Genomic DNA, 22,856 nt, shown 5'->3' on the forward strand with positions numbered 1-22,856 from the left:
GCATGCCCGGCTGAGTGCCGAGGTGGGGAGAACCCGATTATCGCCGCGCCGTCCCGAGTCGCCGGATCGCCGGCCCGCCACGCCGTCCCACGTCGCGGAATCGCCGTTCACGGGTGGACACGGACGGCCCCGGCGTGTGTACGATTCACCCCGTCGCCGGGCGGCTCCCCCCGTGGCCGCCCGGCGCTCACCTCTTCGGCCCGCCCGCCGCCCCTAGACTGGGCGGGATGAGCGACCACCTTCCCGCCGACGAGCCGCTGATCTGCTCGTCCCGCGGCTGTCGTGCCCCCGCCCGGTGGGCGCTGCGGTGGAACAATCCCCGGCTGCACGACACCGACCGGCGCAAGACCTGGCTGGCCTGCGCCGAGCACCGCTCCTCCCTCGGCGACTTTCTGGACGCCCGCGGGTTCCTGCGGGAGGTCGCACCGGTGGTCGGATCGCCTACGCTCGAAGGGTGAGCGCGCACAACGGATTCCCTCGGTGAGCGGTGACGGATCCGCCGGCCCGCCGCCGGCACCGCCCCGCCCGCCGGCGGGCCCCCTGGAGCCGTGGCCGGACACCGTCCGCTGGCAGCCGATCTCACCCGACCTGATCTGGGTGGAGCTGCTCCGGCTCGCGATGGTGCTGGTCGTCGTCCTGCTCGGGCTGGGCGTCGGCTGGGCGTTCAGCGGGGCCTGGCCGTTCGGCGCGGCGGGCGGCGTGGTGCTGCTGCTGGGCGCCCTGCGGGTCGTGACCATCGTCCGGGCCGTACGGGCCTGGGGGTACGCCGAGCGGGAGGACGACCTGCTGGTCCGGCACGGCCTGCTGGTGCGGCGGCTCTCCATCGTGCCGTACTCGCGGATGCAGTTCGTGGACGTCAGCGCCGGACCGCTGGAGCGGGCGTTCAACCTGGCCACCGTCCAGTTGCACACGGCCGCGGCGGCCAGCGACGCCCGCGTGCCGGGGCTGCGCCCGGCGGAGGCGTCCCGGCTGCGCGACCGGCTCACCGCGCTCGGCGAGGACCGGGCGGAGGGGCTGTGAGCGACCCGGCCGGCCGCGCGACGGACCGGACCGAGCCGCCCCGGGTGGAGCCCGGCCTCCGGCCGGCGGCGATACCGCCCGTCGCGCAGGGCCCTGCCGCGGCACCCGGACCGGCGCCGTACGATCCGCACCCGCCCGCCGGCCCCGCGCCGGACACCCCGCACGGACCCGCGGACCCGCCGGCCGGGCCGGGCACGGCCCCGGACACCCCGCCCCCACCGCCCGGCCCGCCGGCGCCTCCCCCGGTCGCCGGAGCAGTGCCGGGTGACACGGCGCCGGAGCACGCCGAGCCCCGGCAGCGGCTGCACCCGCTCAGTCCCGCGCTGCACGGGGCCAAGTCGCTGGTCGTGGTGATCGCCGGCCTGTCCTGGTCGACCCTCTCCCGGGTCGGCTTCGGCTGGTTCGCCCTGATGGCGGTCGTGCTGGCCCTGGGCGCCACCGTGCTCGCGGTCGTCAGCTGGTACCACACCGGCTACCACGTGGTCGGCCGCGAACTTCGGGTGCACGAGGGGCTCCTCTGGCGGCGCACCCGGGCGATCCCGCTGGAGCGGCTCCAGGCCGTCGAGGTGGTCCGCCCGCTGCTCGCCCAGCTCACCGGCCTGGCCGAGCTGCGGCTGGAGGTGGTCGGCGGCGGCAAGACCGAGGCGCCGCTGGCCTACCTGAGCGTCGCCGAAGCGACCGCGCTGCGTCGGCGGCTGCTCGCCCTCGCCGGTCGGGCGGCCGGGGCGACGGCGGCGGCCGGGGTGACGGCGGCGACCGGGGCGGTCCCGGCCGAGGCGCCCGCGCCGCCCGGCCGGCCGCTGCACACCGTCGCGAACAAGGACCTGCTGGTCAGCCAGCTGCTGACCCCGCAGGCGTTCATGATCCCGTTCGGTGTGGCGTTCGTGCTGGCGCAGTTCCTCTCCGAGGACTCGTGGTCGTTCATCGCGGTGGCGAGCACCCTCACCGCCATGGCCGGCGTGCTGCTGCAACCGGTGCGCCGGGTGCTCGACGACTGGAACTTCCGGCTCGCCCGGGACGAGGGCACGCTACGGATCCGCAACGGGCTGCTGGAGACCCGCGCCCAGACGGTCCCGCTGGACCGGGTGCAGACCGTCGGGGCGACCTGGCCGCTGCTGTGGCGGGTCAAGGGGTGGCTGCGGCTGCGCCTGGAGGTGGCCGGCTACTCCGCCGGCGAGAGCGACGACCGCAACCGGCCGGACCGCCTGCTCCCCGTGGGCGACCTGCCGACCGGCGCGGCGATCGTGGCCGAGGTGCTGGCCGGGGTGTGCCTGACCACGCTGCCGTTGACCCCGCCGCCGGAGCGGGCCCGCTGGCTCAACCCGCTGAGCCGGGGCGTGCTCGGCGCCGGCCTCGACGCCCGGGTCTTCGCGGTCCGGTCCGGCCTGCTCACGCGGCAGGTGGCGCTCGTGCCGTACGCCCGGATCCAGAGCGTGCGGGTGGTGCAGGGGCCGGCGCAGCGGCGGCTGCGGCTGGCGACGGTGCACGCCGACACGGCCGGCGGCGCCGGCGCGGCCGCGCGGGACCGGGACCTGGCCGAGGCGTGGGCCCTGGCGGCGGAGCTGACGGCTCGGGCGCGCGCCGCCCGGCAGGCCGGCTGACCGCCTCCCGCATCGACGTTCAGCCGCCCGGCCGACCGCTGCACCGGCCGCCGCGCCGGTCCGTGGTCACCCGACCGGCCGACCACGCACGGGTCGCGGGCCGCCCCGCCACCCGCCGCGGGGTCGACGCTCAGCGCGTCGCCGGCACCGCCGGCGGCTCGGCGGAGGCGGGCGGTTCGGTCGGCTCGGGGTCGCCCTCCGCCACGGCCCGGCGGGCCCGGCGCGCCGCCCACCAGCGCTCCGCCAGGCCCACCACCAGGAAGGTCATCCCGACGTACGCCCAGCCGACCAGCACGTCGATGACGTAGTGCTCGCCGCTGTAGACCAGGGTGAAGGTCATCGCCAGCGGGTACGCCAACAGCAGCGGCCACCAGCGGCGGCGGGTCTGCCGGAGGAAGAACAGCACCACGAACAGGGCGAACGCGGTGTGCAGCGACGGCATGGCGGCCACCGGGTTGGAGGCGATCTGCCCGGCGTTGAGCAGGTTGCCTGCGCCGTGCATGCCGAACGCCTTCCAGCCCCGGGTGGAGATCCGGGCGACCTCCTCCAGCAGCCCGTTCTGCGCCGCCCACCAGGGCGGGGCCGCCGGGTAGAGGAAGTAGGTGACCAGGCCGGTGGCGCACAGGAAGCCCCAGCGACGCATGAACGCCGCCCAACGCCCCCGGTCGCGCAGCCAGAGCACCGCCGCGGCGGCCAGCGCCACCACGAAGTGGGAGAAGTAGACCCAGCTGACCAGGACATCCCACCAGTGCACCTCGGGCCGGTAGAGGTGCTGCTGGAGCCAGACCGTCGGCACCTCGCCACCGGTCGCCCAGCCGAACATGACCCGGTCGGCGACGATCAGCTCGTACGCGTGCGGGGTCGCGCCGTTGTCGGCGAAGCCGCGGGAGAGGTTGTAGACGGCGAGCAGCAGCACCACCGGCACCCAGTCCCGGGCGAAACGCAGATGGCTGCGCCACGGCCGGCTGCTGTTCCAGGCGACCGTCGCCGCCCAGATCCAGAGGAACGCGTACGCCGGGTCGGTCGGCAGGCCGATGCCGAGCCAGCCGGCGACGAAGGCGACCCCCCAGACGGTCATCGCGACCACGCGACGACGCCCGCCGTCGGGCGAGGCGGGCGGGCCGGTCCGGGCGGGGGGCTGGGGGTCGGTCGCGACAGACATCGCGGTCAAGGTTAACGGCGCGGACGGCATCGACCGACGCCGACCGCCCGCCGCGCCGCCAGGGGCGCGGCGGGCGGTCGACCGGTGGTGGACGGCGCGCGAACCGCGGACCGGCGCTCCCCCCGGAACCCGTGAACCGTCGGCGCGGCACGGACGCCCGCCGGCCCCGGCCCGCCTCGTCTAGGCTTTGGCCATGCAGGAGCAGCCGGAGCCCGCCCTGACGCCGGGCCTGACCGCCCGGGTGGAGCTGACCGTCGCCGACACCGACACCGCCCAGGCGGTGGGCTCCGGGGACGTGCCGGTGCTGGGCACGCCCCGGGTGCTCGCCCTCGCCGAGGCGGCCACGGTGGCGGCCACCGCCCCCCGGATGCCCAGCGGGTCGACGACGGTCGGCACCCGCGTGGAGCTCGACCACCGCGCGGCCACCCCGGTGGGGCGGACGGTGGTGGCGCAGGCCCGGCTGGCCGCGGTCGAGGGGCGACGGCTGCACTTCGAGGTGAGCGTGCGCGACGGCGACGAGACGGTCGCCGAGGGCCGGGTGGAGCGGGTGCTGGTCGACCGGCAGCGCTTCGTGGAACGCGCGGCCCGGTCGTCGTGACCGGCCGCTTCGTACAGGTCGCGGACGGGGTGCACGTGCTGCGCGAGCCGCTGCTGCACGTCAACGTCACGCTGGTCGTCGGCGACGGGGCCGCGCTGCTGGTCGACACGCTCTCCACCGCCGGGCAGGCCGCCGAGCTGGCCGCCGCCGCCCGGGCGGTCACCACCCACCCGTGGACCGTGGTCAACACCCACCACCACTTCGACCACTGTTTCGGCAACGCCACCCTCGCCGCCGACCCACCCCGCCCGGTGTACGCGCACGAGGTGGCCGCCGAGGCGATGCGCGAGGAGGCGGACCGGCTACGCCGGGAGGCGTACGCGGAGATGCGCGACGAGCACCCCGCGCTGGCCGAGGAACTGGCCGGCACCGCGCTGCTGGCGCCGACGCACACCGTCCACGGCGAGACCGTCCTCGACGTGGGCGGCCGGCGGGTGGTGCTGCGCCACCCCGGTCGCGGGCACACCGCCGGTGACCTGGTGGTGCACGTGCCGGACGCCGACGTGCTGGTCGCCGGGGACCTGGTGGAGCAGAGCGGGCCGCCCGCCTTCGAGGAGTCCTACCCGTTGCAGTGGCCGGACACGGTGGCCGAGCTGCTCCGGATGACCACCCCGGCCACCGTCGTCGTGCCGGGGCACGGCGACCCGGTGGACGTCGCGTTCGTCCGCGCGCAGCACGAGCAGCTCGTCAAGCTGGCCTGGCTCATCCGCGCCGGGCACACCGGCGGCGCCCCGCCCGAGCGCGTCGCCGCCGAGGCGCCCTTCGGCGCCCGGCCCGCCCTGCACGCCGCCCGCCGCGGCTACGCCGAACTCGACGGCACCACCTGACCCCCTCCCCCGCACCCCGCCGATCTTGCAGTTGTCGCCCCGGCGAAAGCGGCATATCCCCCAGATCGCGGGCACAAAGTGCAAGATCGCGGGGAGAAGGGGGTGGGGTGGGTCAGCGGGCGAAGCGGTCGAGGACCTCGGCGCGGGTGGGCATGGCGGTCGCGCCGCCGGGCGACTCGCAGACCAGGGCGGCGACCCGCAGCGCGAAGGCCACCCGCTCGTGCCAGCCCGCCGGGGCGGCGGGCTCGCCGTCGACCAGCAGGTCCGCGACGAGCGCGCCCATCACCGCGTCACCTGCGCCGGTGGCGTCCACCGCCTCGACCTTCGGCGCGGGTACGCGTACCGGATCGGCGCCGGCCGCGGCGACCACCGCGCCGGCGGCGCCCAGGGTGACCACGGCGGTCCCGGCACCCAACTCCCGCAGGTACGCCGCCACCCCTTCCTCCGGCTCACCCGGATAGAGCAGCTTGGCGTCGGCGGCGCTCAGCTTGACCAGGTGGGCGCCGGCGGCGAACTCGGCCACCACCTCGCGCAGCCCGGCCAGCGCCGCGGGCCCGTCGAGCAACCGGTGCCGGACGTTGGGGTCGAAGACCCGCAGCCCGGAGGCCAGCGCCCAGGCCCGGCGCGCGGCGGCCAGCACCGGCGGCTGGAGCAGCACGATCGAGCCGCAGTAGAGCACGTCGGCGCCCGCGACCAGGTCGGCGTCCAGGTCGTCGGGACCGAGCAGGCCGTAGGAGGGCGGCTGCCCGTAGAACCGGAAGTCGGGCTCCGGGCCGGCGAAGGTGGCCACCGCCAGCGCGGTCGGGGCGGGGACCGTGACCGCGCCGGCCAGCCCGACGCCGACGCCGCTCAGGAAGTCGCGGATCCGCCCGGCCAGGACGTCGTCGCCGAGCGACCCGACGAACTGCACCGCGCCGCCGAGCCGGGCGACGGCGACCGCCACGTTCAGCGGCCCACCGCCGACGGCCTGCCGGTAGACCGGCTCTCCGTCGCACTCGGTGTCGAGCAGGTCGACCAGTGCCTCGCCGAGCACCACCGCGTATCCCATCTCCGGCCTCCGTCCGTGCCCGCGCCCACCGCATTTCGTCGCACCAGGCTGGCACAGTCGGTGCCGTGACGAACGCGGAAGCCACCGTATTGGCCTGCTGGGCGGCGTGCGAGGCCAGGGACTGGGACACGTTCGGCGCGCTGCTCGCCGACGACGTGGTCCACCACCTGCCGCAGGCCCGGGAGCGCATCACCGGCCGCGCCGCGTTCGTGCGGGGGCGGGAGCCGGCGGGCGCGGGGCGGGAGCCGGCGCGCCCGCCGGGCGGGGCTGGGAGCCGGGTCAGCGGACCATGGAGCCGACCACGGGCTTGGTGAGCAGGGCGGACTGGTTGCGCTGGATGCCCGGGTCGAGGGTCTTGGCGACGAAGATCGCATGCCAGATGCAGAAGATCAGCACCGTCCACACCTTGCGGGAGTGGTCGGCCTCCTCCCGCTTGTGCTCCTCGAGCAGCCGCATCGCGTACGACAGGTCGATCAGCTCGCCCGCGCCGGAGTTGGACAGCACCCAGCGGGCCCACTCGTACATCTCGCCGCGCAGCCAGACCCGGGTGGGGGTCGGGAAGCCGAGCTTCTTGCGGTTGACGATGGCCGGCGGCACCACGCCCTGGAGGGCCTGGCGCATGGCGTACTTGGTGGCGTCGGAGCGGGGCGGCAGCTTGAGGTCGACCGGGATCCGCGACGCCACGTCGAAGACCTCACGGTCCAGGAACGGCACCCGCACCTCCAGCGAGTGGGCCATCGAGATCCGGTCGGCCTTGACGAGGATGTCGCCGCGCAGCCAGGTGTAGAGGTCGACGTACTGCATCTTGGTCACGTCGTCGAGCTCGGTGCACTCCGCGTAGATCGGCGCGGTGACGTCGGTGTAGCGGACGGAGGGGTCGTAGCGGCGCAGCAGGTGCTGCTTCTCCTCCTCGGTGAACATCCGGGCGTTGCCGTAGTAGCGCTCCTCGATCGGAGTGGTGCCGCGCTCCAGGAAGCTCTTGCCCTTGACGCCCTGCGGGATCGCCTTGGAGACGGCCCGCAGCCCCTTCTGCACCCCGCCGGGCAGCCCGTTGACCGAACTCAGCGACAGCGGCTCGCGGTAGATGGTGTACCCGCCGAAGAACTCGTCGGCGCCCTCGCCGGAGAGCACCACGGTGACGTGCTCGGCGGCCTTCTTGGCCACGAAGTAGAGGGGTACCAGCGCCGGGTCGGCCACCGGGTCGTCCAGGTGCCAGACGATCTTCGGCAGCGCATCGATCATGTCCTGCGGCCCGATCTTCGTCGGGATGGTGGTCACGTCGAGGTGCCGGGCCGAGTCCTGGGCGACGTCGATCTCCGAGTAGCCCGGGACGTCGTAGCCGACGGTGAAGGTGAGGATGTTCGGGTTGAACTCGCGGGCCAGGGCCACCACGGCGGTCGAGTCGATGCCGCTGGAGAGGAACGAGCCGACTGGCACGTCGGAGCGCATGTGCATCCGGACGCTCTCCCGCAGCGTCTCCCGGATCTCGTGGTAGAGCCGCTGCTCGTCGGCGACCGGGGTGGGCCGGAACACCGGCCTGTACCACCGCCGCACGTCGATCCGCCCGCCCGGGGTCCAGGTGAGGTACTCGCCCGAGCCGATCCGGTTGATCCCCTTGTGCAGGGTGCCCGGCTCGGGCACGTACTGCAGCGTCAGGTAGTGGCTGAGGTTCGCGGTGTCGATGCCGGCGTCGCCCTGGTAGCTGGAGTGCGCGAAGGGCAGCAGCGCCTTCTTCTCGGAGGCGAGGTAGAGGCCGTCGGCGGTCTCCAGGTAGTGCATCGGCTTGATGCCGAAGTAGTCCCGGCCGCCGAACGCGCGCCGCTCCTGCCGGTCCCAGATGACGAAGGCGAACATGCCCCGCAGCCGGGTGAGCACCTGCTCGCCCCAGTAGTGGTAGCCGGCGACGATCACCTCGCCGTCACCGGCGGTGGCGAACTGGGCGCCGAAGTTCCGGATCAGCTCCTCGCGCAGCTCGATGTAGTTGTAGATCTCGCCGTTGAACGTGAGCAGGTAGCGCCCGCCCGCGTAGGGCAGCGGCTCGTGGCTGGAGGCCACGTCGATGATCGCCAGCCGCTTGTGCGCGAACACCCCGTCCGCGTACCGGCCGGAGGCGTCGCCGACCACCTCGACACCGGTCTCGTCCGGTCCGCGGTGGTGCAGGCATTCCAACGCCCCGGCGATGTTGTCGCGGTGGGCGGCGGCGTCGCCGCGCGCGCTGAAGAAGGCCAGGAGTCCGCACATGGTGGTCATCTTTCCACGCGTCCCGGGCGGGCGTCGCGGCACCGCAGGCTCTCCCGCGCTCCAGGCGGGCATCCTGCGGCGGGCGGGCGGGCCGACGCGCAGGCCCGGCCGCCCGCGGGCGTGGGGCCCACCGGGACGGCCCGGCCGCCCGCGGGCGTGGGGCCTACCGGGACGGTCGGGCCGACCCGGCGCGGGGTACCGTCAGGACCAGCAACGACGCGGAGGGAGCGGGGCATGACCGAGGAACGCACCGACAACAAGCCGGCGGACGGCACCGAGTCGCACGACCCGGAGTTCCCGGAGGCGTTCCTGACGTTCATGCGGCGGGGCTGGCACGACACCACGCTGCCGGTCGGCCCGCGGCCGGAGGTGCCGAACTACGCCAAGCGCCGGGCCGCGCTCTCCGCGGCCTTCCCGGGCGAGACCCTGGTGATCCCGACCGGTGGCGAGAAGGTGCGCGCCAACGACACCACCTACCCGTTCCGGCCGGGCAGCGACTTCGCCTACCTGACGGGCGACCACGATCCGGACAGCGTGCTCGTGCTGCGGCCGAACGGATCCGGCCACGACGCCACGCTGTACATGCGTCCCCGGTCGTCCCGGCAGAACGACGAGTTCTTCCGCAGCCGGCACGGCGAGCTGTGGGTCGGTCGGCGGCACACGCTGACGGAGAAGTCGACCGAGCTGGGCCTGCCGACCGCCGACCTGACCGAGCTGGACGCGGCGCTGGCCGACCTGGCGCCGGGGCGTACCCGCGTGCTGCGCGGCTTCGACGCGCGGGTGGACGCGGCCGTGCGCCCTTACGACGGCCCCCGCGCGGAGGGTCAGCCGGCGCGCGACTGGGAGCTGGCGGTCACGATCGCGGAGCACAAGCTGGTCAAGGACGAGTGGGAGATCGCCCAGCTCCAGGACGCGATCGACGCCACCGTGCGGGGCTTCGAGGACGTGGCCCGGGTGCTGCCGGCGGACCGGGGCGTCTCCGAGCGCCTGCTGGAGGGGGTCTTCGCCCTGCGCGCCCGGCACGACGGCAACGACGTCGGCTACGGCTCGATCGTCGGGGCGGGCGAGCACGCGACGATCCTGCACTGGGTGCACAACAACGGCGCCACCCGCCCGGGTGAGCTGCTGCTGATGGACATGGGCGTGGAGAACCGCAACCTCTACACCGCCGACGTGACGCGGGTGCTGCCGGTCAACGGCCGGTTCACCCCGTTGCAGCGCCAGGTCTACGACGTCGTGCACACCGCGCAGCAGGCCGGCATCGACGTGATCAAGCCGGGGGTCAGGTTCCGCGACGTGCACCTGACCTGCATGCGGGCGCTCACCGAGGGCCTGGCCGACCTGGGCCTGCTCCCGGTGAGCGTGGACGAGGCGATGGACGAGAAGTCGACGATCTACCGCCGCTGGACGCTGCACGGTTTCGGCCACATGCTCGGCATCGACGTGCACGACTGCTCCGACGCCCGCAAGGAGAAGTACCGGGACGGCGTCCTGGGCGAGGGCTACGTGCTCACCGTCGAGCCGGGGCTCTACTTCCAGCCGGAGGACGAGCTGGTCCCCGAGGAGTTGCGCGGCATCGGCGTGCGGATCGAGGACGACATCCTGGTCACCGCCACCGGCGCGGTCAACCTCTCCGCCGGGCTGCCGCGCCGGGCCGACGAGGTGGAGACCTGGCTGGCCGAGCAGCGCGAGGCGGGGCCGCGCCTGCCGGGCTGATCCGAGGGTACGACCACACGACGGGCCCCGCCCGCCGGCATGCGACGTTTCGACGTCGCCGTTCCGGTGGGCGGGGCCCGTCGGCCTTTGCCCTGGTCAGAGCCCAATTCACCCGGCCACCCGGTTGCCCCCGTTCCCTGCCGGATCCGAGGCGAATGTGGGCTTTTTTCAGATACGTCCTTGTCGCGAGGATCCTTCTCATACGGTGGTCATCAGAGGCTGCAACCCATTTGTAGCTGGTCGCTCCGCTTCGGGCGGTGCGGCCCCCTTGGTAGCAGGAAAGGGCGGAAGGCTCTGATGTCCGATGACGTAACGACACCTGACGGTGGCCCGCCCGCGGGCACACCGACGCGGGGGCGGCGCAAGCTCTGGGTTGCCGCCGGCGTGGCCGGGCTGACCGGCGTCGTCGGCCTGGCGGCGCTGGGTGGCTTGGCCTCCAGGGACGACAAGTCCGGCGACACCGACCGGCTCTCCGACGCGCGGTCGACGGCACCCAGGCAGAACGTCAGCGACGCCGGCAAGGCCGACGAGGCCGGCGGCGCGAAGACCGGCCAGGGCGAGGACGACTGGTCCGGCCAGGGCGACCGGAAACAGGGCAACCGGAAGCACGACGACCGGGAGAAGGAGGTGCCCTGCGACACCGACAAGCTCATCCAGGCGATCACCGAAGCCAACAAGAACCACGGCGCGACGCTGAAGCTCGCCAAGCACTGCACCTACGAGCTGACCCGCAGCGAGCACGGCAACGGCCTGCCGGTGATCAAGCAACCGATCGTCCTCAAGGGCGACGACACCAAGATCGTCCGGGCGGCCGACACCGAGCGATTCCGGATCCTGAACGTCGGCAGCAGTGGTCACCTGACGCTGAAGAACGTGACCATCAAGGGCGGACAGACCGTCGCCCGCAAGATGGTCTCCCCGCCGGCAGCACCGCCCGTGGCGACGTTCGGGCTGTCTGGCTCGACCACTGCCGCTGCGGCCCCGGCCCGACCGGCCATGGCGGCACCCACGCCGTCGGCAGCCGCACCGGGGACGCCGGCCACTCTCGCCGAGCCGGCCACGGCGGAGGTGCAGCCCGACGGCACGGCGACGGCCGTGCCCGGGCTGGTCAGCGCCGACGGAGCGGGCCTCCTCGTCCAGCGAGGCGGCCATGCCGACCTCGAGTACAGCACGTTCGCGCAGAACCAGGCGGGCGGGAACGGCGGGGGGATCGCCAACTTCGGCACCACGAACGTCCGCCACACCTCGGTGGAGAACAACAGCGCCGACGGCTTCGGCGGCGGCATCTTCAACGTCGGGGTGCTGCGGGTCGAGGAGTCGAAGGTGACGTACAACAGCGCCGGGCTGGGGGGCGGTGGCATCGCCAACGGCACGAGTGCGAGCGGCAGCACGGCCGGCGGCGGCACCGTCTGGGTGTGGAAGAGCGCGATCGGCCACAACCGGACCGCCGGCCTCGGCGGGGGCGTCTTCGACAACGACGGCGAGACCACGATCACGCAGAGCCACATCACCGACAACGTCGGCCGCACGGACGTCGGTGGCGTGCTCGCCCTCCACGACAGCAGGCTGAGCCTGGAACACGTCGTGGTGGCAAACAACCACACCGAGGGCGAAGGCGGTGGCGTCGGGGTCGGCAGGGACTCCCACGCCGTGATCGAGTACAGCGTGATCAGGGAGAACGTCGCGGAGGGGTTCGGTGGCGGTGGCGTCTACACCGACGACTTCGGCACCACCACGCTGCGGGACACCGAGGTCGTGGCGAACCAGGCGGTCAGCCCGGGCGCGGTGGGCGGCGGCCTCGTGAACGACTTCGGCACGACGAGACTGGTCGGGACGAAGGTGGCGCACAACGTCGCCACCGAGCCGCCGGGCGGCATCTGGACCAACAACAACCGCGTCTTCATCGACCGGAAGTCGGCCGTCACCGACAACCGGCCGACGAACTGCCAGGGCAGCCCGGTCATCCCGGACCGCTGCTTCGGCTGAACACCGGACAGCACCACCACATAGAGAGGGCTCCTCCGCACCGCCCCGGCGGCCCGGAGGAGCCCTCGCCATCCGCCTGGGCTCTCTTGACCGTCCCGCGCCGATCCGAACGGTCTGCGTCGACTACGCACCGTAGCCAAGCCTACGGGCACCAGTGCGACCGATCGGCCCGCCCGGGTCGTCCACACCGCGCACGAGGGGCCCGTACCGAATGTGGGGTTCTTTCGGATATGCCTTCGAGGTGAGGAAGATTCTCATACTGTCGGTTCGGGAGCTACAACCGATTTGTAGCAGGGGACGCTCGCCTGTGGCGTCGCGACCCTGTCTGGTACTAGGAGAGGGCAGAGAGCTCCGATGTCCAACTACCTAACGAACAACGACTCCGAGCGGCCGGCGGCGCAGAAGCGTCGCCGCAAGCTCTGGCTCGCCAGCGGTGTGGCCGGGTTGACCGGCGTGGTCAGCATTGCCGCCGTGGGTGTGGCCACCGGCGCCGGCGCCGTCGGCGCGGACGCCCTGAATTGGTCCACCGCCCAGGTCACCAAGGACGGCGACCAGGGTCGCGAGGGCGACCAGGGCCGCGAAGGCGACCGGGACCGCGAGGGCAAGGAGGATCGGGACCGGCACGACAAGGACCGCGGGAGGGAGGTGCCCTGCGACTCCGACAGGCTGATCCAGGCGATCATTTTCGCCAACAACAACCACGGCGGCGAGTTCAAGCTCGCCAAGGACTGCACCTACAAACTGACCCGCTCGGACAACCACGGCAACGGCCTGCCCGTGATCAAGGAGAAGATCACGCTCAAGGGTCACAACACCAAGATCGAGCGGGACGCCACCGCCGAGCAGTTCCGGATCTTCAACGTCGGCAGCGGCGGCGACCTGACGCTCAAGGGCCTGACCCTCAAGAACGGCCAGACCGTCGAGCGCAAGAAGGAGCCGCGGATGACGCCGGAGGCGGTGTGGTCGCGGTACGCCAACTCCGTCGAGGCCGCCGCCGCGGCCCAGGCCGGCAAGCCGTACCTGGAGCTGCTCCAGGCCGCGCCCAAGGGCGCGGCGGCGGCGAACGCCGAGGCCGCCCCCGGCGCCGAGGCCGCCGCCGAGGAGAAGCAGAAGAAGAAGCAGACGCACGACGGGGCCGGCATCCTGGTGCAGCCAGGCGGTAAGGCCGACCTCGAGAAGACCCACGTCGTGGGCAACCAGTCGGGCGGCAACGGTGGCGGCATCGCCAACTACGGCAAGACCAACCTGCGCCACACGACCGTCGAGGACAACACCGCCTTCCTCTTCGGCGGCGGCATCTTCAACGCCGGCCTGCTCAGGGTCGAAGAGTCCAAGGTGACGCACAACCAGGCCATCATCGGCGGCGGCGGCATCGCCAACGGCGCCCCGGAGCTGCACAAGCACGACGACATCGACGGCGGCACCGTCTGGGTCGACAAGAGCGAGATCAGCCGCAACGAGACGCTCGGCTTCGGCGGCGGCCTGCTCGACATCGAGGGCGACACCACCGTCAAGGACTCCAAGATCACCGACAACTTCGCGGGGGTCGCGGGTGGCGGTATCGCGACGGCTGAGAGCCAGCTCGACCTGAAGCACGTCCTGGTCGCCAAGAACACCACCGTCGGCGTGGGCGGCGGCCTCGCGCTCGGCTTCGGCACCAACGCCACGGTCGAGAAGAGCGAGATCGCGGAGAACGTCGCCGGGTTCTTCGGGGGCGGCGTGTTCAACCTGTTCAGCCAGGTCACGTTCCGCGACAGTGCGATCGTCCGGAACCGGGCCGTCGGCCCGATCGGCATCGCCGGCGGCATCTTCAACGTCCGCGGCCAGGTCACCCTGCACGACACGAAGGTGGCGGACAACTTCTCCACCCTGAAGCCGGGCGGCGTCTTCAACTACCAGGGCGACGTCGACGTGGACGACAAGTCGGCGATCAGGGGCAACAAGCCGACCAACTGCGAGGGCAGCCCCACTCCGGTGGAGAACTGCTTCGGCTGATCACCCTCGGATGACGTGCGGCCGGCGCCACCGGCACCGGCCGCACGGACCGGACGAACACCGAACCGGCCCCCTCCCGCTCGTGCGGGAGGGGGCCGGTCCGCGTCGCGCGTCAGCTCTGTACAAAAACCGCCACGCTGCGGGCCGGCACCGTGAACGTGCCGCTCGCCCGGTCGAACGAGGCCGTACGCAGCGCCTCGTCCGCCGAGGTCCGCAGCACCGGGTGCAGCGCCACGTCCGCCCCGCGCAGCCCGGTCAGCTGCTGCGTCGCCGCCTCCGGGGTGGCGTTGAAGACCACCGTCACCGACTTCCAGCGCCCGTCGAGGCCACGGCCGTCGAGCGTCATGGTGAGCACGCCGGGCGTCTCGGCCGTGCCGGAGAGCGGGAAGGCGACCCGCTGCTGCACCTGTTCCGCCGTGGCCAGCCCGAAGACCGGCGAGGAGGCCCGGATCCTCAGCAGCTCGGCGTACCGGGCGTCGGTCATGGTGATCGCCGCGCAGTCCGGCACCAGGGCCGGATCGGCCAGCAGCGGCTTGGCGTACGGCCACTTGTCCCGGTTGTCCTGCGCGGGCGGCAGCCCGGCGCCGAACCCGTTGCCCTGGGCGCAGTCCCAGCGGATCTGGTTGAACCAGTCACCCGAGTTGTACGAGTTGCGGTCCAGCGACTTCGAGCGCAGCCGCTCCGTGCCGGTGGTGACGAACCCGGGCCCCTGCCCCATCACCACCGTGCTCAGCGCCAGCACCTGCATGCGGGCCCGGTCCGCCGCCGGGGTGTCCTGCGGCAGCTTGTACGCCAGCGCGTCGTACAGGATCTCGTTGTCGTGCGCGTCGACGTAGGTGACCGCCTCCCCCGGCGCGGCGGTGTAGCCGGCGGGCGAGCCGTTGTAGTCGACCTGGCCGCCGGTGACCTGCCGGCCGGCGGAGTCGGTGAACCGGTAGCCGCGCAGGTTGCCGGTGAGCCCCACCTTGATCAGGTCGTGCTGGTGCAGCAGGCGGGCCCGCTGCTCGGCCACGGACCCGTTCACCGGATCACCGTTGGGGTCGGTGAACAGGCCGGAGGCGAAGCCCTGCACCCGCGGGTTGGCGTCGAACGGGCCGCCGCCGCGAACCGCGTCGCGGAGCCGGTCGTTGAAGGTGCCGATCCCGGTGCCGGCCATGTTGGCCTGGGTGGCCTGCACGAACCGGGCGTCGCCGGCGACCTCGCCGAAGTTCCAGCCCTCGCCGTAGAGCAGGATCTTCTTCCCGTCCACGCCGTCGCGGGCCACGGTCAGCTCGTCGAGCGCCTTGCGCACGGCCAGGATGTTCGCCTTCGGGTGGTGGCCCATCAGGTCGAACCGGAAGCCGTCCACCTTGTACGCCCTGGCCCAGGTGACCAGCGAGTCCACCACGAACTTGCCCATCATGGCGTGCTCGGGAGCGGTGTTGGCGCAGCAGGTCGAGTTGGCGACGCTGCCGTCCTCCAGCAGCCGGTGGTAGTAGCCGGGCACGACCTGGTCGAGCACCGACTTCGGGTCGGCGCCCGCCGCCGACGTGTGGTTGTAGACGACGTCCATCACCACGCGCAGCCCCGCGCCGTTGACCCCGGCCACCATCTGCCGGAACTCCGTGGTGCGCTTCGCCCCGGCCGGATCGACGGCGTAGCCGCCCTCCGGCACGGTGTAGTGCAGCGGGTCGTACCCCCAGTTGTAGCCGTCGGTGTCGGCCACCGCCGCGACGCACTGCTGCTGCTCCTCGGAGTCCGGCGGCAGCGCGGCCAGGTCGCAGCCGGGCTGCCGCTGGTCGGCGCGGCGCTCGGGGATGGTCGCGAAGTCGAACGCGGGCAGCAGGTGCAGGTGCGTCACCCCGGCGTCGCCGAGCGCCTTGAGGTGCGCCATGCCGGCGGTCCGGGGGTCGGTGAAGGCGAGGTAGGTGCCCCGCCGCTCGGCCGGCACGGTGGTGTCGGCGACGGAGAAGTCCCGGACGGACAGCTCGGAGATCTGCACCTTCGTCGACGGCACGGCCGCCGGCTTGCGCAGCGTCGCCCAGCCGGCCGGCGCGAGCGCCGGGTCGGCCAGGTCCACGATCTGGCTGTGCGTGGAGTTCGGCGCCAGCGCCAGCGAGTACGGGTCGGTCACCGCCGCGGTGACCATCTGCTGCGTCGCCGGCTGCCACGCCTGGACCTGGTAGCGGTAGTACTTGCCGTGCCAGTCGCGGGCGCCGCGCACCGACCAGACGCCGGTGCGGTCGTCGCGGCGCATCGCCACCGCCTTCGGCTCCCCGGTCGGCGAGTCGAAGAGCTGGAGCGACACCTGCCGCGCCGTCGGCGCCCAGACCGCGAGCGTCGGCACCCCGCCGGCAAAGGTCGGCCCGAGCTTCGCGTCGGTGGCCCGGGCGTAGACGTCGTCGAGCACCCCGGGGATCTGCACGCCGGTCGCGGCGAGCAGGGTGCCCTCGGCGTCCCGCTCGGTCACCAGGAGCTGCCCGCGCAGGGCCGCGGGGACCTTGGCCAGGTCCCGCCGGTCGAGGGCGAAGCTCCGGTACGCCCACAGATGCGGGAAGGCCGCGCGCTGGGCCTCGGTGAGCCCGTTGCGCTGCGCCGTCAACGGCAGCGTGGTGTACGTGCCGGTCAGCTCGCCGTCGGCGACGGTGACCCCGCCGGCCGGGGCGGCGACCAGGGCGTACGTCCTGCCGTCGGTGGGCCCGGTCTGCCAGGCGACGGTCGCGCGGTCGATCCAGTGCGCCTTCTGCCTGGTGATGTCGACGTCCCGGGCGGCGCCGGACGCGGTGGACGGCAGCAGCCGCCCGGGCGTGCCGGCGAGCAGCCACACCTCGCGGCCGGCGGTGGCGAAGTCGAGCCGCTGGTCCTCCGGCAGGTCCTTCTCGTCCCCGGAGTGGATGATGTAGCTCAGTCCGGTGGCTCCGGCGGCGAGGGGCACGCGGAACACCGCGCCGAACGCGTCGACGCCGGCCGGGGCGAGCGGCTTCGCCCAGTCCGTCGGGTTGGCGGCGCCGTCCCAGAGGTGCAGGCCCCAGCCGTCGTAGTTGCCGTCGGCGCGGCGGTAGTGGATGAGCGCGGTGCCGTCCTCGACGGGCGGGTCGGGCTCGCCGGTGGCGGCCTGCCGGGTCGGGTAGATCGCCGGGTCGCCCTGCTTGAGCCAGATCTCCCCGGTCTGCGTCACGTCGATGGTGCGGTCCTGGCCGACGTCCTTGTTCCCGTTCCTGTCGACCACCAGGAAGCCGACCGACTTGGCGCCCGGCTTGAGCTTCACCCAGGCGAACCGGCCGTAGGAGTCCTCGCCGGCGAACGGCTGTCCCTTGGGCCACTCGGTGGCGTACGCGGGGTCGATGTCGCCCCAGGCGTAGAGCCCCCAGTCGTCGTAGCCGCCGGCCGGGCGCTGGTAGTGCACCACCGCCCAGTCCCGGGAGGCGGACTGGGCCGGGGTGCCGACGGTGGCCGTGGAGCGGGCCGTGGCGGTCCGGCCCCTGCCGTCGCGCACGACGGCCTTGTACTCGACGGTGGTGCCGCCGGCCAGCCCGGTCAGGTCGTGGTGGACGGTGTACGGGGCCCGGTCGGCGCTGCCGAGCAGGGTCCACTGCCCGCCGGCGACCCGGGCGGCGACGGTGACGGTGGCCAGCGGGTCGCCGGTGACCTGGGCGGTGACGGCGGCCTTCGTGGCGACGGGCTCGCCGGGCGCCGGAGCCGTGATGGTGATCTTCGGCGCGGCGTCGGGCAGCGCGATCGGGGTGCCGGCCCGGTGCACCACCGCCGACAGCGGCGGCACGGTCAGGGTGAGCTTCCCGTCGGCGGCGGCGGCCGGGGCGGCCGAGCCGCCGTAGACGCCGGCGAAGGTGGCGCCGGCCGACCAGGTGTCCACGGTGACAGTCTGCGCGGTCGCGGCGTTGTTCACCGCGACGACGTACTCGGTGCGCTGCTTCGGGTCGATCCGGGAGAACGCGAAGACGCCGGGGCCGTCGGCGGCGTACCGGGTGATCTGGACACCGTCGCGCAGGGCCGGGTGCGCCTGGCGCAGCGCGCCCAGCTCGGCGATGGCCCGGTAGAGCGGGTGCGTCGGGTCGAACTGGTCGACCGCGTGCGTCCGGTCGGTGCCGAGCAGGTCGTCGTCGAGGTAGTCGGGGGTCTTCGAGGCGAACATGTCCTGCCGGGCGTCCTTGTCGCCGCCCGGACCGGTGAAGCCCTGCTCGTCGCCGGAGTAGACCACCGGCTGGCCCCGGGTGAGGAACATCAGCTCGTGGGCGAGCCGGTCGCGGCGCAGGTGGCTGGCCGGGTCGGTGCCGCCACCGGCGATGAACGAGCCGATCCGGCCCATGTCGTGGTTGCCGAGGAAGGTGGTCAGCCGCCGCGCGTCGGTGTCCCGGGAGCGGTAGAGGTCGTCGCGGGCGTACACGTCGGCGAGGGCCTTGGCGGAGCCGTCGCCGGCGGTGTAGCCGCGCGCGGCCTCCTGGAAGGCGAAGTCGAGGGTGGCCGGCAGGCCCCCGCGCCGCACGTACGTCGAGGTGATCTCCGGGTCGGCGCTGTAGACCTCGCCGAACATGAAGAAGTCCTTCTTGCCCGCGCGCTCCGCGGCGCGCTCGATGCCCTGGCTGAACTGCGGCCAGAAGTCGAGGTTGGCGTGCTTCACGGTGTCCAGCCGGAAGCCGTCGACACCGGTGGACTCCACCCACTCGGAGTAGACCTTCGTGAGCCCGCGCACCACCTCGGGGCGCTCGGTCCACAGGTCGTCGAGCCCGAAGAAGTCGCCGTACTCGCTGTTCTCCCCGGCGAAGGTGGAGTCACCCCGGTTGTGGTACATCGTCGGGTCGTTCAGCCACGCCGGGACCTTGACCTTCGCGTCGGCCGGGGTGTCGAACGTCGGGGTGTACGGGAACGAGGTGGTGTCGACCTTCGGGAAGTCCCGGCTGCCGTCGGCGTAGTGGCGGTCCTCGAAGGCCCGCCCCCGCGCGTCGGTGTAGGGAGAGGTCGCCTTGTCCACGTAGGTGTACTTGTCCTCGGCGTACTTGATGACGTCGGCGGTGTGGTTGACGATGACGTCGAGGTAGACCTTGATCCCGCGCTGGTGGGCGAGCCGCACCAGCCGCTTCAGGTCGTCCCTCGTGCCGAAGTGCGGGTCGACCTGGGTGAAGTCGGTGATCCAGTAGCCGTGGTAGCCGGCCGAGACGTCGGACCCGGTGCCCTGCACGGGTCGGTTCTTGAAGATCGGGGCGAGCCAGATGGCCGTCGTGCCCAGCCCCTGGATGTAGTCGAGCCGGTCCGTGACGCCCTTGAGGTCGCCGCCGTGGTAGAAGCCCTTGTCCTTCGGGTCCAGCCCGGTGGAGAGCCGGTCCCCGGTGAGGCCACCGGCGTCGTTGCGCGGGTCGCCGTTGGCGAACCGGTCCGGCAGGACGAAGTAGAACTGCTCGGCACGGGCCTGGTTGCTGCCGGCCTCCAGCAGCGCCTCCGCCGGGGGCTCGGCGCGCCACTGGGTGGCCCCGGCCGCGGCGAGCGGGCCGGTGCCGTCCGTGCCGTCGGTGGCGTCGGCGCCGAGCTGGTGTACGGCGACCGGGGTGCCCACGAGGGTGAGGGTGAGCAGGGAGACGAGGGCGAGCAGGGCCTTGCGCGGTATCGGCGGGGGTTTCATCGACGGCCTTCCTCTGGTCGCTGATTGGCCCGCACGCTAGCCCTTGCCGAAACATTCTGCAATACCTTGCAAACAGAGTCGCAACAAAGCAGTGCTCTTGCAAAAACAGGGCCCGGCGCGAACGCGCCGGGCCCTGCGAAACCGGTGAGCTACAGCCCGTGGCAGGCGACGCCGTCGACGGTGCAGCTCGCCGGGCGGCTGTCCGCGTGCTGGACGTAGAACCGCAGCACCACCGACGCTCCCCCGGCCAGATCCTGGCCGCTGCGGTAGGTGAACCCGTCGTCGATCCGGGTGGCCGTCCCCTGTGGCGCGCCCTCGATCCACGCGCTGCCCAGCCGACCGCCAGGGAAGGCGAGCCGGGCCGTCCACGCCCGGCCGGCCGGGGAGGCGTTGCTGACCAGCACCTCGCCGACGAACCCGCCGTGGGACTCGTCCACCACCCGGTACCGCCCGCTCACCGGCGACGCGGTCGGCGGCAGCAGCAGCACCGCGTCCTCGTCACCGCCGGGATCCGGCGACGGCGTACGGCTCGAACGCGCCGGGGTGGGCCGGTCCGGAGTGGACCGGATGGTGACGCGGCCGGACGGCGTGGGCGACGCCCGCCGCGACGGCGACGCCGCCGTGGCCGGCACGCTCGGCGAGGCCCACGGGTCGGACAGGGCGAGGGTCGGCTCGGGCGGGCCGGGCTGCGCGTCGAACGACGGGCTGCGCCCCCGGTAGGCGCCGAGCGCGATGACCAACAGCACCACCATCACCCCGGCGCCGACGGACACCACGATCCAGGGTGAGGACGCGATGACGGCCGTGCCGTAGGACTTGCTCGATGCTCGGCGCATGCCGGACATGCCCTCCTCCAGCGGTCGTCCGAAAAAGCGTAGCGGTCGCTGGCAAGGAGGTGGGAGCCGGAACGGGCCCGCCGGACGGGACGGTCAGGCGACGCGCAGGACCGTACAGATGACCGGGCCGTCGTCGGTGGCGCGCAACAGGTAGCGGTAACGCTCGCCGGGCACCGCTCGACCCTGGCTGTCCAGGAACTCCCACTCGACGGCCACCATCGTCAGCAGTGCCGACATCGGCTGCACGTCCTCGATGGCCGCGTGCGCGGCGACCAGCTCGCGCTCCTGGTAGTCGGGGGCGGCGCCCACGAAGGACAGTGCCACCGCCGCCGGGGAGGTGAACGAGAAGCTGTACGTGTCGGCGACCACCAGCCCCGGCAGCGCGTAACAGCCGGCGATGGCGGGCAGGTCGCCGGTGGTCAGCGCCACGCCGTACCGGTCGAAGAAGTCGGTCAGCGTGTCGAGATCGGTGGAGGCTCTCACGGGGAGAGCATTTGCCTGCCGGCCACCGGGCCAAACCTCAGCGCGGCGGGACGCGCACCTCGATCTCGGCGCCGAGCCGGGCGTCGCCGGCCAGGCCGAGGTCGTCGCCGCTCCAGAACCGGCCCGGGTCGTACCAGTTCGGACGCCGCCCGGCGGGGAGCAGCCCCATCGCCTCGTAGGTCACCGCGACGACCTCCGCGCAGTACGCCGTCTCCAGCGCGCGGTCGCGCACCGACGCCCCGGAGCGGGCCCGGCCCCGCCCGGGCAGCGCCGGCACCCGCATCGCCGGCACCCGACCGCGCACCCAGCGCCAGGCGAGCTGGGCGGTGGAGGGGAACGGCGTGCCGTCGAGCCGGGCGACGGTGCGCAGCACCGCGTTCTCCATCTCCGCGTCGGCCGGCGGGTCGAGCTGGCGCAGCCAGGCGCGCTGGCCGTACCGGTTGGCCCAGACGCAGACCGCGTCCCGCAGGTCGTGCAACTGCACGCCGCGCTGGTGGGTGCCGGACCACATGTCGGGCAGCGACCGGCCCAGCTCCGCGTGCCACATCAGAGGCGGCATGTCGTCCAGCACCACCGCCATGCCGACGTGGTTGACCGGGCTGTTGGTGGTCAACTGGATGGCCCGGTCCGGCACGCTGCGGCCCCGGAACACCCACACGTCGCCGGTGCGGGTCAGCTCCACTGCCTCGTCCAGGCTGATGCTCATGGGGGTCTACCCTAGGCCGATGCGGCAACGGATGCGGTGGTGGAAGGTGCTCGGGCTCGCGGGTCTCGCCGGCGTCGCGGCGTCCGGCGTGGTGATCGCGCGGGCGGAACGGCGGCGTCGGGCGTACACCCCGGAGGAGATCCGGGCCCGGCTGCGCGACCGGCACGCGGCGGCTGCGGCACCCGCCGACGACCCGCGCTGACCACCGGCGGCGTCATCCCTCGGCGTGGTCGTTGCGCTCCCCAGGCCCGCCGGGCGCCGCGTGGCGGCGCACCGCCTCCGCCACCGCCTCGGGGGTACGTCCCACGAGCGCGCTCCCGTCGTCGAGCAGCAGCAGGGGCCGCTGGATCAGCTCCGGGGCGGCGACCATCGCGTCGATCCAGCGCGGCTCGGCTGCCTCGTCCCGCGGCCAGTCGGCCATGCCCAGGGCGACCGCGGCGGGCTCCTGCGTCCGGCAGACGTCCCAGGGGCGCGCGCCGAGCCGGCGCAGCACCTCGGTCAACTCCGCGGCGCTCGGCGGCCGGTCCAGGTACGGGCGCACCCCGTACCCCACACCGGCCTCGTCCAGGGCGGACCGGGCGGCGGCGCACTTCGAGCAGGACGGGTTGTTCCAGATCTCCATACCGTCATGGTCGCAGCAGTCCCGTTTCCGGCCGGCGCCGGCCGCGGCGAACGCGGGCCCCGCCGGCGGGCGGGCACGGCGGGTGCTCGTCACGGGCTGCTCCGATGTCGGGATTGGCCGGCGATGTCGCGGACGAGTCTTCGGGGTACCGCTTCTCAGCTCGGGGTACCGCTTCTCGGCCCCTGTCGAGCTGCCCCCACAGATGGGGCACGACAGGCGGCCGATCTCACCAACCCGTCGATCAGGCCGGGGCCGCGGCGCCGATGTGACTAGCGGTCCTACAGACGGGGCAGCTCGACAGGGCCACACGGCACCCGACCCACCGGACCTGTCGAGGCGGGTGTGGCCCGCTGTGCCGGCACAGGGACCAAACCTGACACCGGACCCACAGATGCCCTGAA

General features: G+C 73.3%; 18 protein-coding genes. 10 read left to right on the top strand and 8 right to left on the bottom strand.

Annotated elements, in window-relative coordinates; all coding sequences use genetic code 11:
* Window positions 1–227: 227 nt before the first annotated feature.
* The 3 genes from ACZ6Q9_RS20125 to ACZ6Q9_RS20135 all read left to right on the top strand — a co-directional run bounded on the left by ACZ6Q9_RS20125 (window position 228) and on the right by ACZ6Q9_RS20135 (window position 2,621).
* On the top strand, window positions 228–458 hold the full coding sequence (locus ACZ6Q9_RS20125; RefSeq protein WP_393458134.1) for a hypothetical protein: 231 nt from the start codon (window positions 228–230) through the stop codon (window positions 456–458).
* Window positions 459–480: 22 nt separating this feature from the next.
* Entirely contained in the window at window positions 481–1,020 is a 540-nt protein-coding gene (locus ACZ6Q9_RS20130) for a PH domain-containing protein (protein ID WP_393268035.1), read from the top strand.
* Between the two features lie 71 nt (window positions 1,021–1,091).
* Window positions 1,092–2,621, top strand: a complete 1,530-nt coding sequence (locus ACZ6Q9_RS20135; RefSeq protein WP_393458348.1) for a PH domain-containing protein — start codon at window positions 1,092–1,094, stop codon at window positions 2,619–2,621.
* Window positions 2,622–2,751: 130 nt separating this feature from the next.
* Here ACZ6Q9_RS20135 and ACZ6Q9_RS20140 read toward each other — a convergent pair whose 3' ends face one another.
* Window positions 2,752–3,783, bottom strand: a complete 1,032-nt coding sequence (locus tag ACZ6Q9_RS20140; protein ID WP_393458128.1) for a phosphatase PAP2 family protein — start codon at window positions 3,781–3,783, stop codon at window positions 2,752–2,754.
* 193 nt (window positions 3,784–3,976) lie between these two features.
* Here ACZ6Q9_RS20140 and ACZ6Q9_RS20145 point away from each other — a divergent pair, with 193 nt between their 5' ends.
* The gene (locus tag ACZ6Q9_RS20145; RefSeq protein WP_393268030.1) at window positions 3,977–4,381 is read left to right on the top strand and encodes a thioesterase family protein; all 405 of its coding nucleotides are present in this window, start codon (window positions 3,977–3,979) and stop codon (window positions 4,379–4,381) included.
* Entirely contained in the window at window positions 4,378–5,208 is an 831-nt protein-coding gene (locus ACZ6Q9_RS20150) for an MBL fold metallo-hydrolase (protein ID WP_393268027.1), read from the top strand. Before ACZ6Q9_RS20145 ends, ACZ6Q9_RS20150 begins: the two co-directional genes overlap by 4 nt.
* Before the next feature lie 112 nt (window positions 5,209–5,320).
* Here the strand turns inward: ACZ6Q9_RS20150 and ACZ6Q9_RS20155 are convergent, their stop codons facing one another.
* Window positions 5,321–6,256: a PfkB family carbohydrate kinase gene (locus ACZ6Q9_RS20155; RefSeq protein ID WP_393458122.1), complete on the bottom strand. Its 936-nt coding sequence runs from the start codon at window positions 6,254–6,256 to the stop codon at window positions 5,321–5,323.
* A 65-nt stretch (window positions 6,257–6,321) separates the two neighbouring features.
* On the opposite strand from ACZ6Q9_RS20155, the gene ACZ6Q9_RS20160 reads away from it, so the two are divergent.
* Window positions 6,322–6,570 (top strand): nuclear transport factor 2 family protein, encoded by a 249-nt coding sequence (locus ACZ6Q9_RS20160; protein ID WP_393458119.1) that lies wholly within the window; start codon window positions 6,322–6,324, stop codon window positions 6,568–6,570.
* Here the strand turns inward: ACZ6Q9_RS20160 and asnB are convergent.
* Window positions 6,536–8,497, bottom strand: coding sequence for an asparagine synthase (glutamine-hydrolyzing) (gene asnB, locus ACZ6Q9_RS20165; protein WP_350711425.1), 1,962 nt, complete (start codon window positions 8,495–8,497; stop codon window positions 6,536–6,538). The two genes, ACZ6Q9_RS20160 and asnB, sit on opposite strands and share 35 nt — an antisense overlap.
* A gap of 234 nt (window positions 8,498–8,731) precedes the next feature.
* Here asnB and ACZ6Q9_RS20170 point away from each other — a divergent pair, with 234 nt between their 5' ends.
* From ACZ6Q9_RS20170 to ACZ6Q9_RS20180, 3 genes are all read left to right on the top strand, one after another.
* Complete coding sequence (locus ACZ6Q9_RS20170; protein ID WP_393268020.1) at window positions 8,732–10,213, top strand: aminopeptidase P family protein; 1,482 nt, start codon at window positions 8,732–8,734, stop codon at window positions 10,211–10,213.
* Window positions 10,214–10,510: 297 nt separating this feature from the next.
* Window positions 10,511–12,199, top strand: a complete 1,689-nt coding sequence (locus tag ACZ6Q9_RS20175) for a right-handed parallel beta-helix repeat-containing protein (protein ID WP_396827337.1) — start codon at window positions 10,511–10,513, stop codon at window positions 12,197–12,199.
* Between the two features lie 354 nt (window positions 12,200–12,553).
* Window positions 12,554–14,194 (top strand): hypothetical protein, encoded by a 1,641-nt coding sequence (locus tag ACZ6Q9_RS20180; RefSeq protein WP_396827338.1) that lies wholly within the window; start codon window positions 12,554–12,556, stop codon window positions 14,192–14,194.
* A 112-nt stretch (window positions 14,195–14,306) separates the two neighbouring features.
* On the opposite strand, the gene pulA is transcribed toward ACZ6Q9_RS20180, so the two are convergent.
* From pulA to ACZ6Q9_RS20200, 4 genes are all read right to left on the bottom strand, one after another.
* Window positions 14,307–19,808 carry a pullulanase-type alpha-1,6-glucosidase gene (gene pulA, locus ACZ6Q9_RS20185; RefSeq protein ID WP_396827340.1) on the bottom strand — a complete coding sequence of 1,834 codons (5,502 nt, stop codon included), beginning with the start codon at window positions 19,806–19,808 and terminating at the stop codon, window positions 14,307–14,309.
* 149 nt (window positions 19,809–19,957) lie between these two features.
* Window positions 19,958–20,653 carry a cellulose-binding protein gene (locus ACZ6Q9_RS20190; protein WP_393458113.1) on the bottom strand — a complete coding sequence of 232 codons (696 nt, stop codon included), beginning with the start codon at window positions 20,651–20,653 and terminating at the stop codon, window positions 19,958–19,960.
* An 84-nt stretch (window positions 20,654–20,737) separates the two neighbouring features.
* Entirely contained in the window at window positions 20,738–21,127 is a 390-nt protein-coding gene (locus ACZ6Q9_RS20195; RefSeq protein WP_393268008.1) for a hypothetical protein, read from the bottom strand.
* Between the two features lie 37 nt (window positions 21,128–21,164).
* Window positions 21,165–21,833 (bottom strand): hypothetical protein, encoded by a 669-nt coding sequence (locus tag ACZ6Q9_RS20200; protein WP_393458110.1) that lies wholly within the window; start codon window positions 21,831–21,833, stop codon window positions 21,165–21,167.
* Between the two features lie 19 nt (window positions 21,834–21,852).
* Here ACZ6Q9_RS20200 and ACZ6Q9_RS20205 point away from each other — a divergent pair, with 19 nt between their 5' ends.
* Window positions 21,853–22,035 carry a hypothetical protein gene (locus ACZ6Q9_RS20205; protein WP_393268315.1) on the top strand — a complete coding sequence of 61 codons (183 nt, stop codon included), beginning with the start codon at window positions 21,853–21,855 and terminating at the stop codon, window positions 22,033–22,035.
* 12 nt (window positions 22,036–22,047) lie between these two features.
* On the opposite strand, the gene ACZ6Q9_RS20210 is transcribed toward ACZ6Q9_RS20205, so the two are convergent.
* Window positions 22,048–22,455: an ArsC/Spx/MgsR family protein gene (locus tag ACZ6Q9_RS20210; protein WP_393458107.1), complete on the bottom strand. Its 408-nt coding sequence runs from the start codon at window positions 22,453–22,455 to the stop codon at window positions 22,048–22,050.
* Window positions 22,456–22,856 lie beyond the last annotated feature (401 nt).

The organism is Micromonospora sp. NPDC049139 (assembly GCF_055586845.1).

Coding starts and splice junctions, on each gene's coding strand:
- ACZ6Q9_RS20200 (WP_393458110.1), bottom strand. CDS start 21,833: ATGAGCATCAGCCTGGACGAGGCAGTGGAGCTGACCCGCACCGGCGAC.
- ACZ6Q9_RS20125 (WP_393458134.1), top strand. CDS start 228: ATGAGCGACCACCTTCCCGCCGACGAGCCGCTGATCTGCTCGTCCCGC.
- ACZ6Q9_RS20140 (WP_393458128.1), bottom strand. CDS start 3,783: ATGTCTGTCGCGACCGACCCCCAGCCCCCCGCCCGGACCGGCCCGCCC.
- asnB (WP_350711425.1), bottom strand. CDS start 8,497: ATGTGCGGACTCCTGGCCTTCTTCAGCGCGCGCGGCGACGCCGCCGCC.
- ACZ6Q9_RS20180 (WP_396827338.1), top strand. CDS start 12,554: ATGTCCAACTACCTAACGAACAACGACTCCGAGCGGCCGGCGGCGCAG.
- ACZ6Q9_RS20205 (WP_393268315.1), top strand. CDS start 21,853: ATGCGGCAACGGATGCGGTGGTGGAAGGTGCTCGGGCTCGCGGGTCTC.
- ACZ6Q9_RS20145 (WP_393268030.1), top strand. CDS start 3,977: ATGCAGGAGCAGCCGGAGCCCGCCCTGACGCCGGGCCTGACCGCCCGG.
- ACZ6Q9_RS20170 (WP_393268020.1), top strand. CDS start 8,732: ATGACCGAGGAACGCACCGACAACAAGCCGGCGGACGGCACCGAGTCG.
- ACZ6Q9_RS20155 (WP_393458122.1), bottom strand. CDS start 6,256: ATGGGATACGCGGTGGTGCTCGGCGAGGCACTGGTCGACCTGCTCGAC.
- ACZ6Q9_RS20175 (WP_396827337.1), top strand. CDS start 10,511: ATGTCCGATGACGTAACGACACCTGACGGTGGCCCGCCCGCGGGCACA.
- ACZ6Q9_RS20190 (WP_393458113.1), bottom strand. CDS start 20,653: ATGTCCGGCATGCGCCGAGCATCGAGCAAGTCCTACGGCACGGCCGTC.
- pulA (WP_396827340.1), bottom strand. CDS start 19,808: ATGAAACCCCCGCCGATACCGCGCAAGGCCCTGCTCGCCCTCGTCTCC.
- ACZ6Q9_RS20210 (WP_393458107.1), bottom strand. CDS start 22,455: ATGGAGATCTGGAACAACCCGTCCTGCTCGAAGTGCGCCGCCGCCCGG.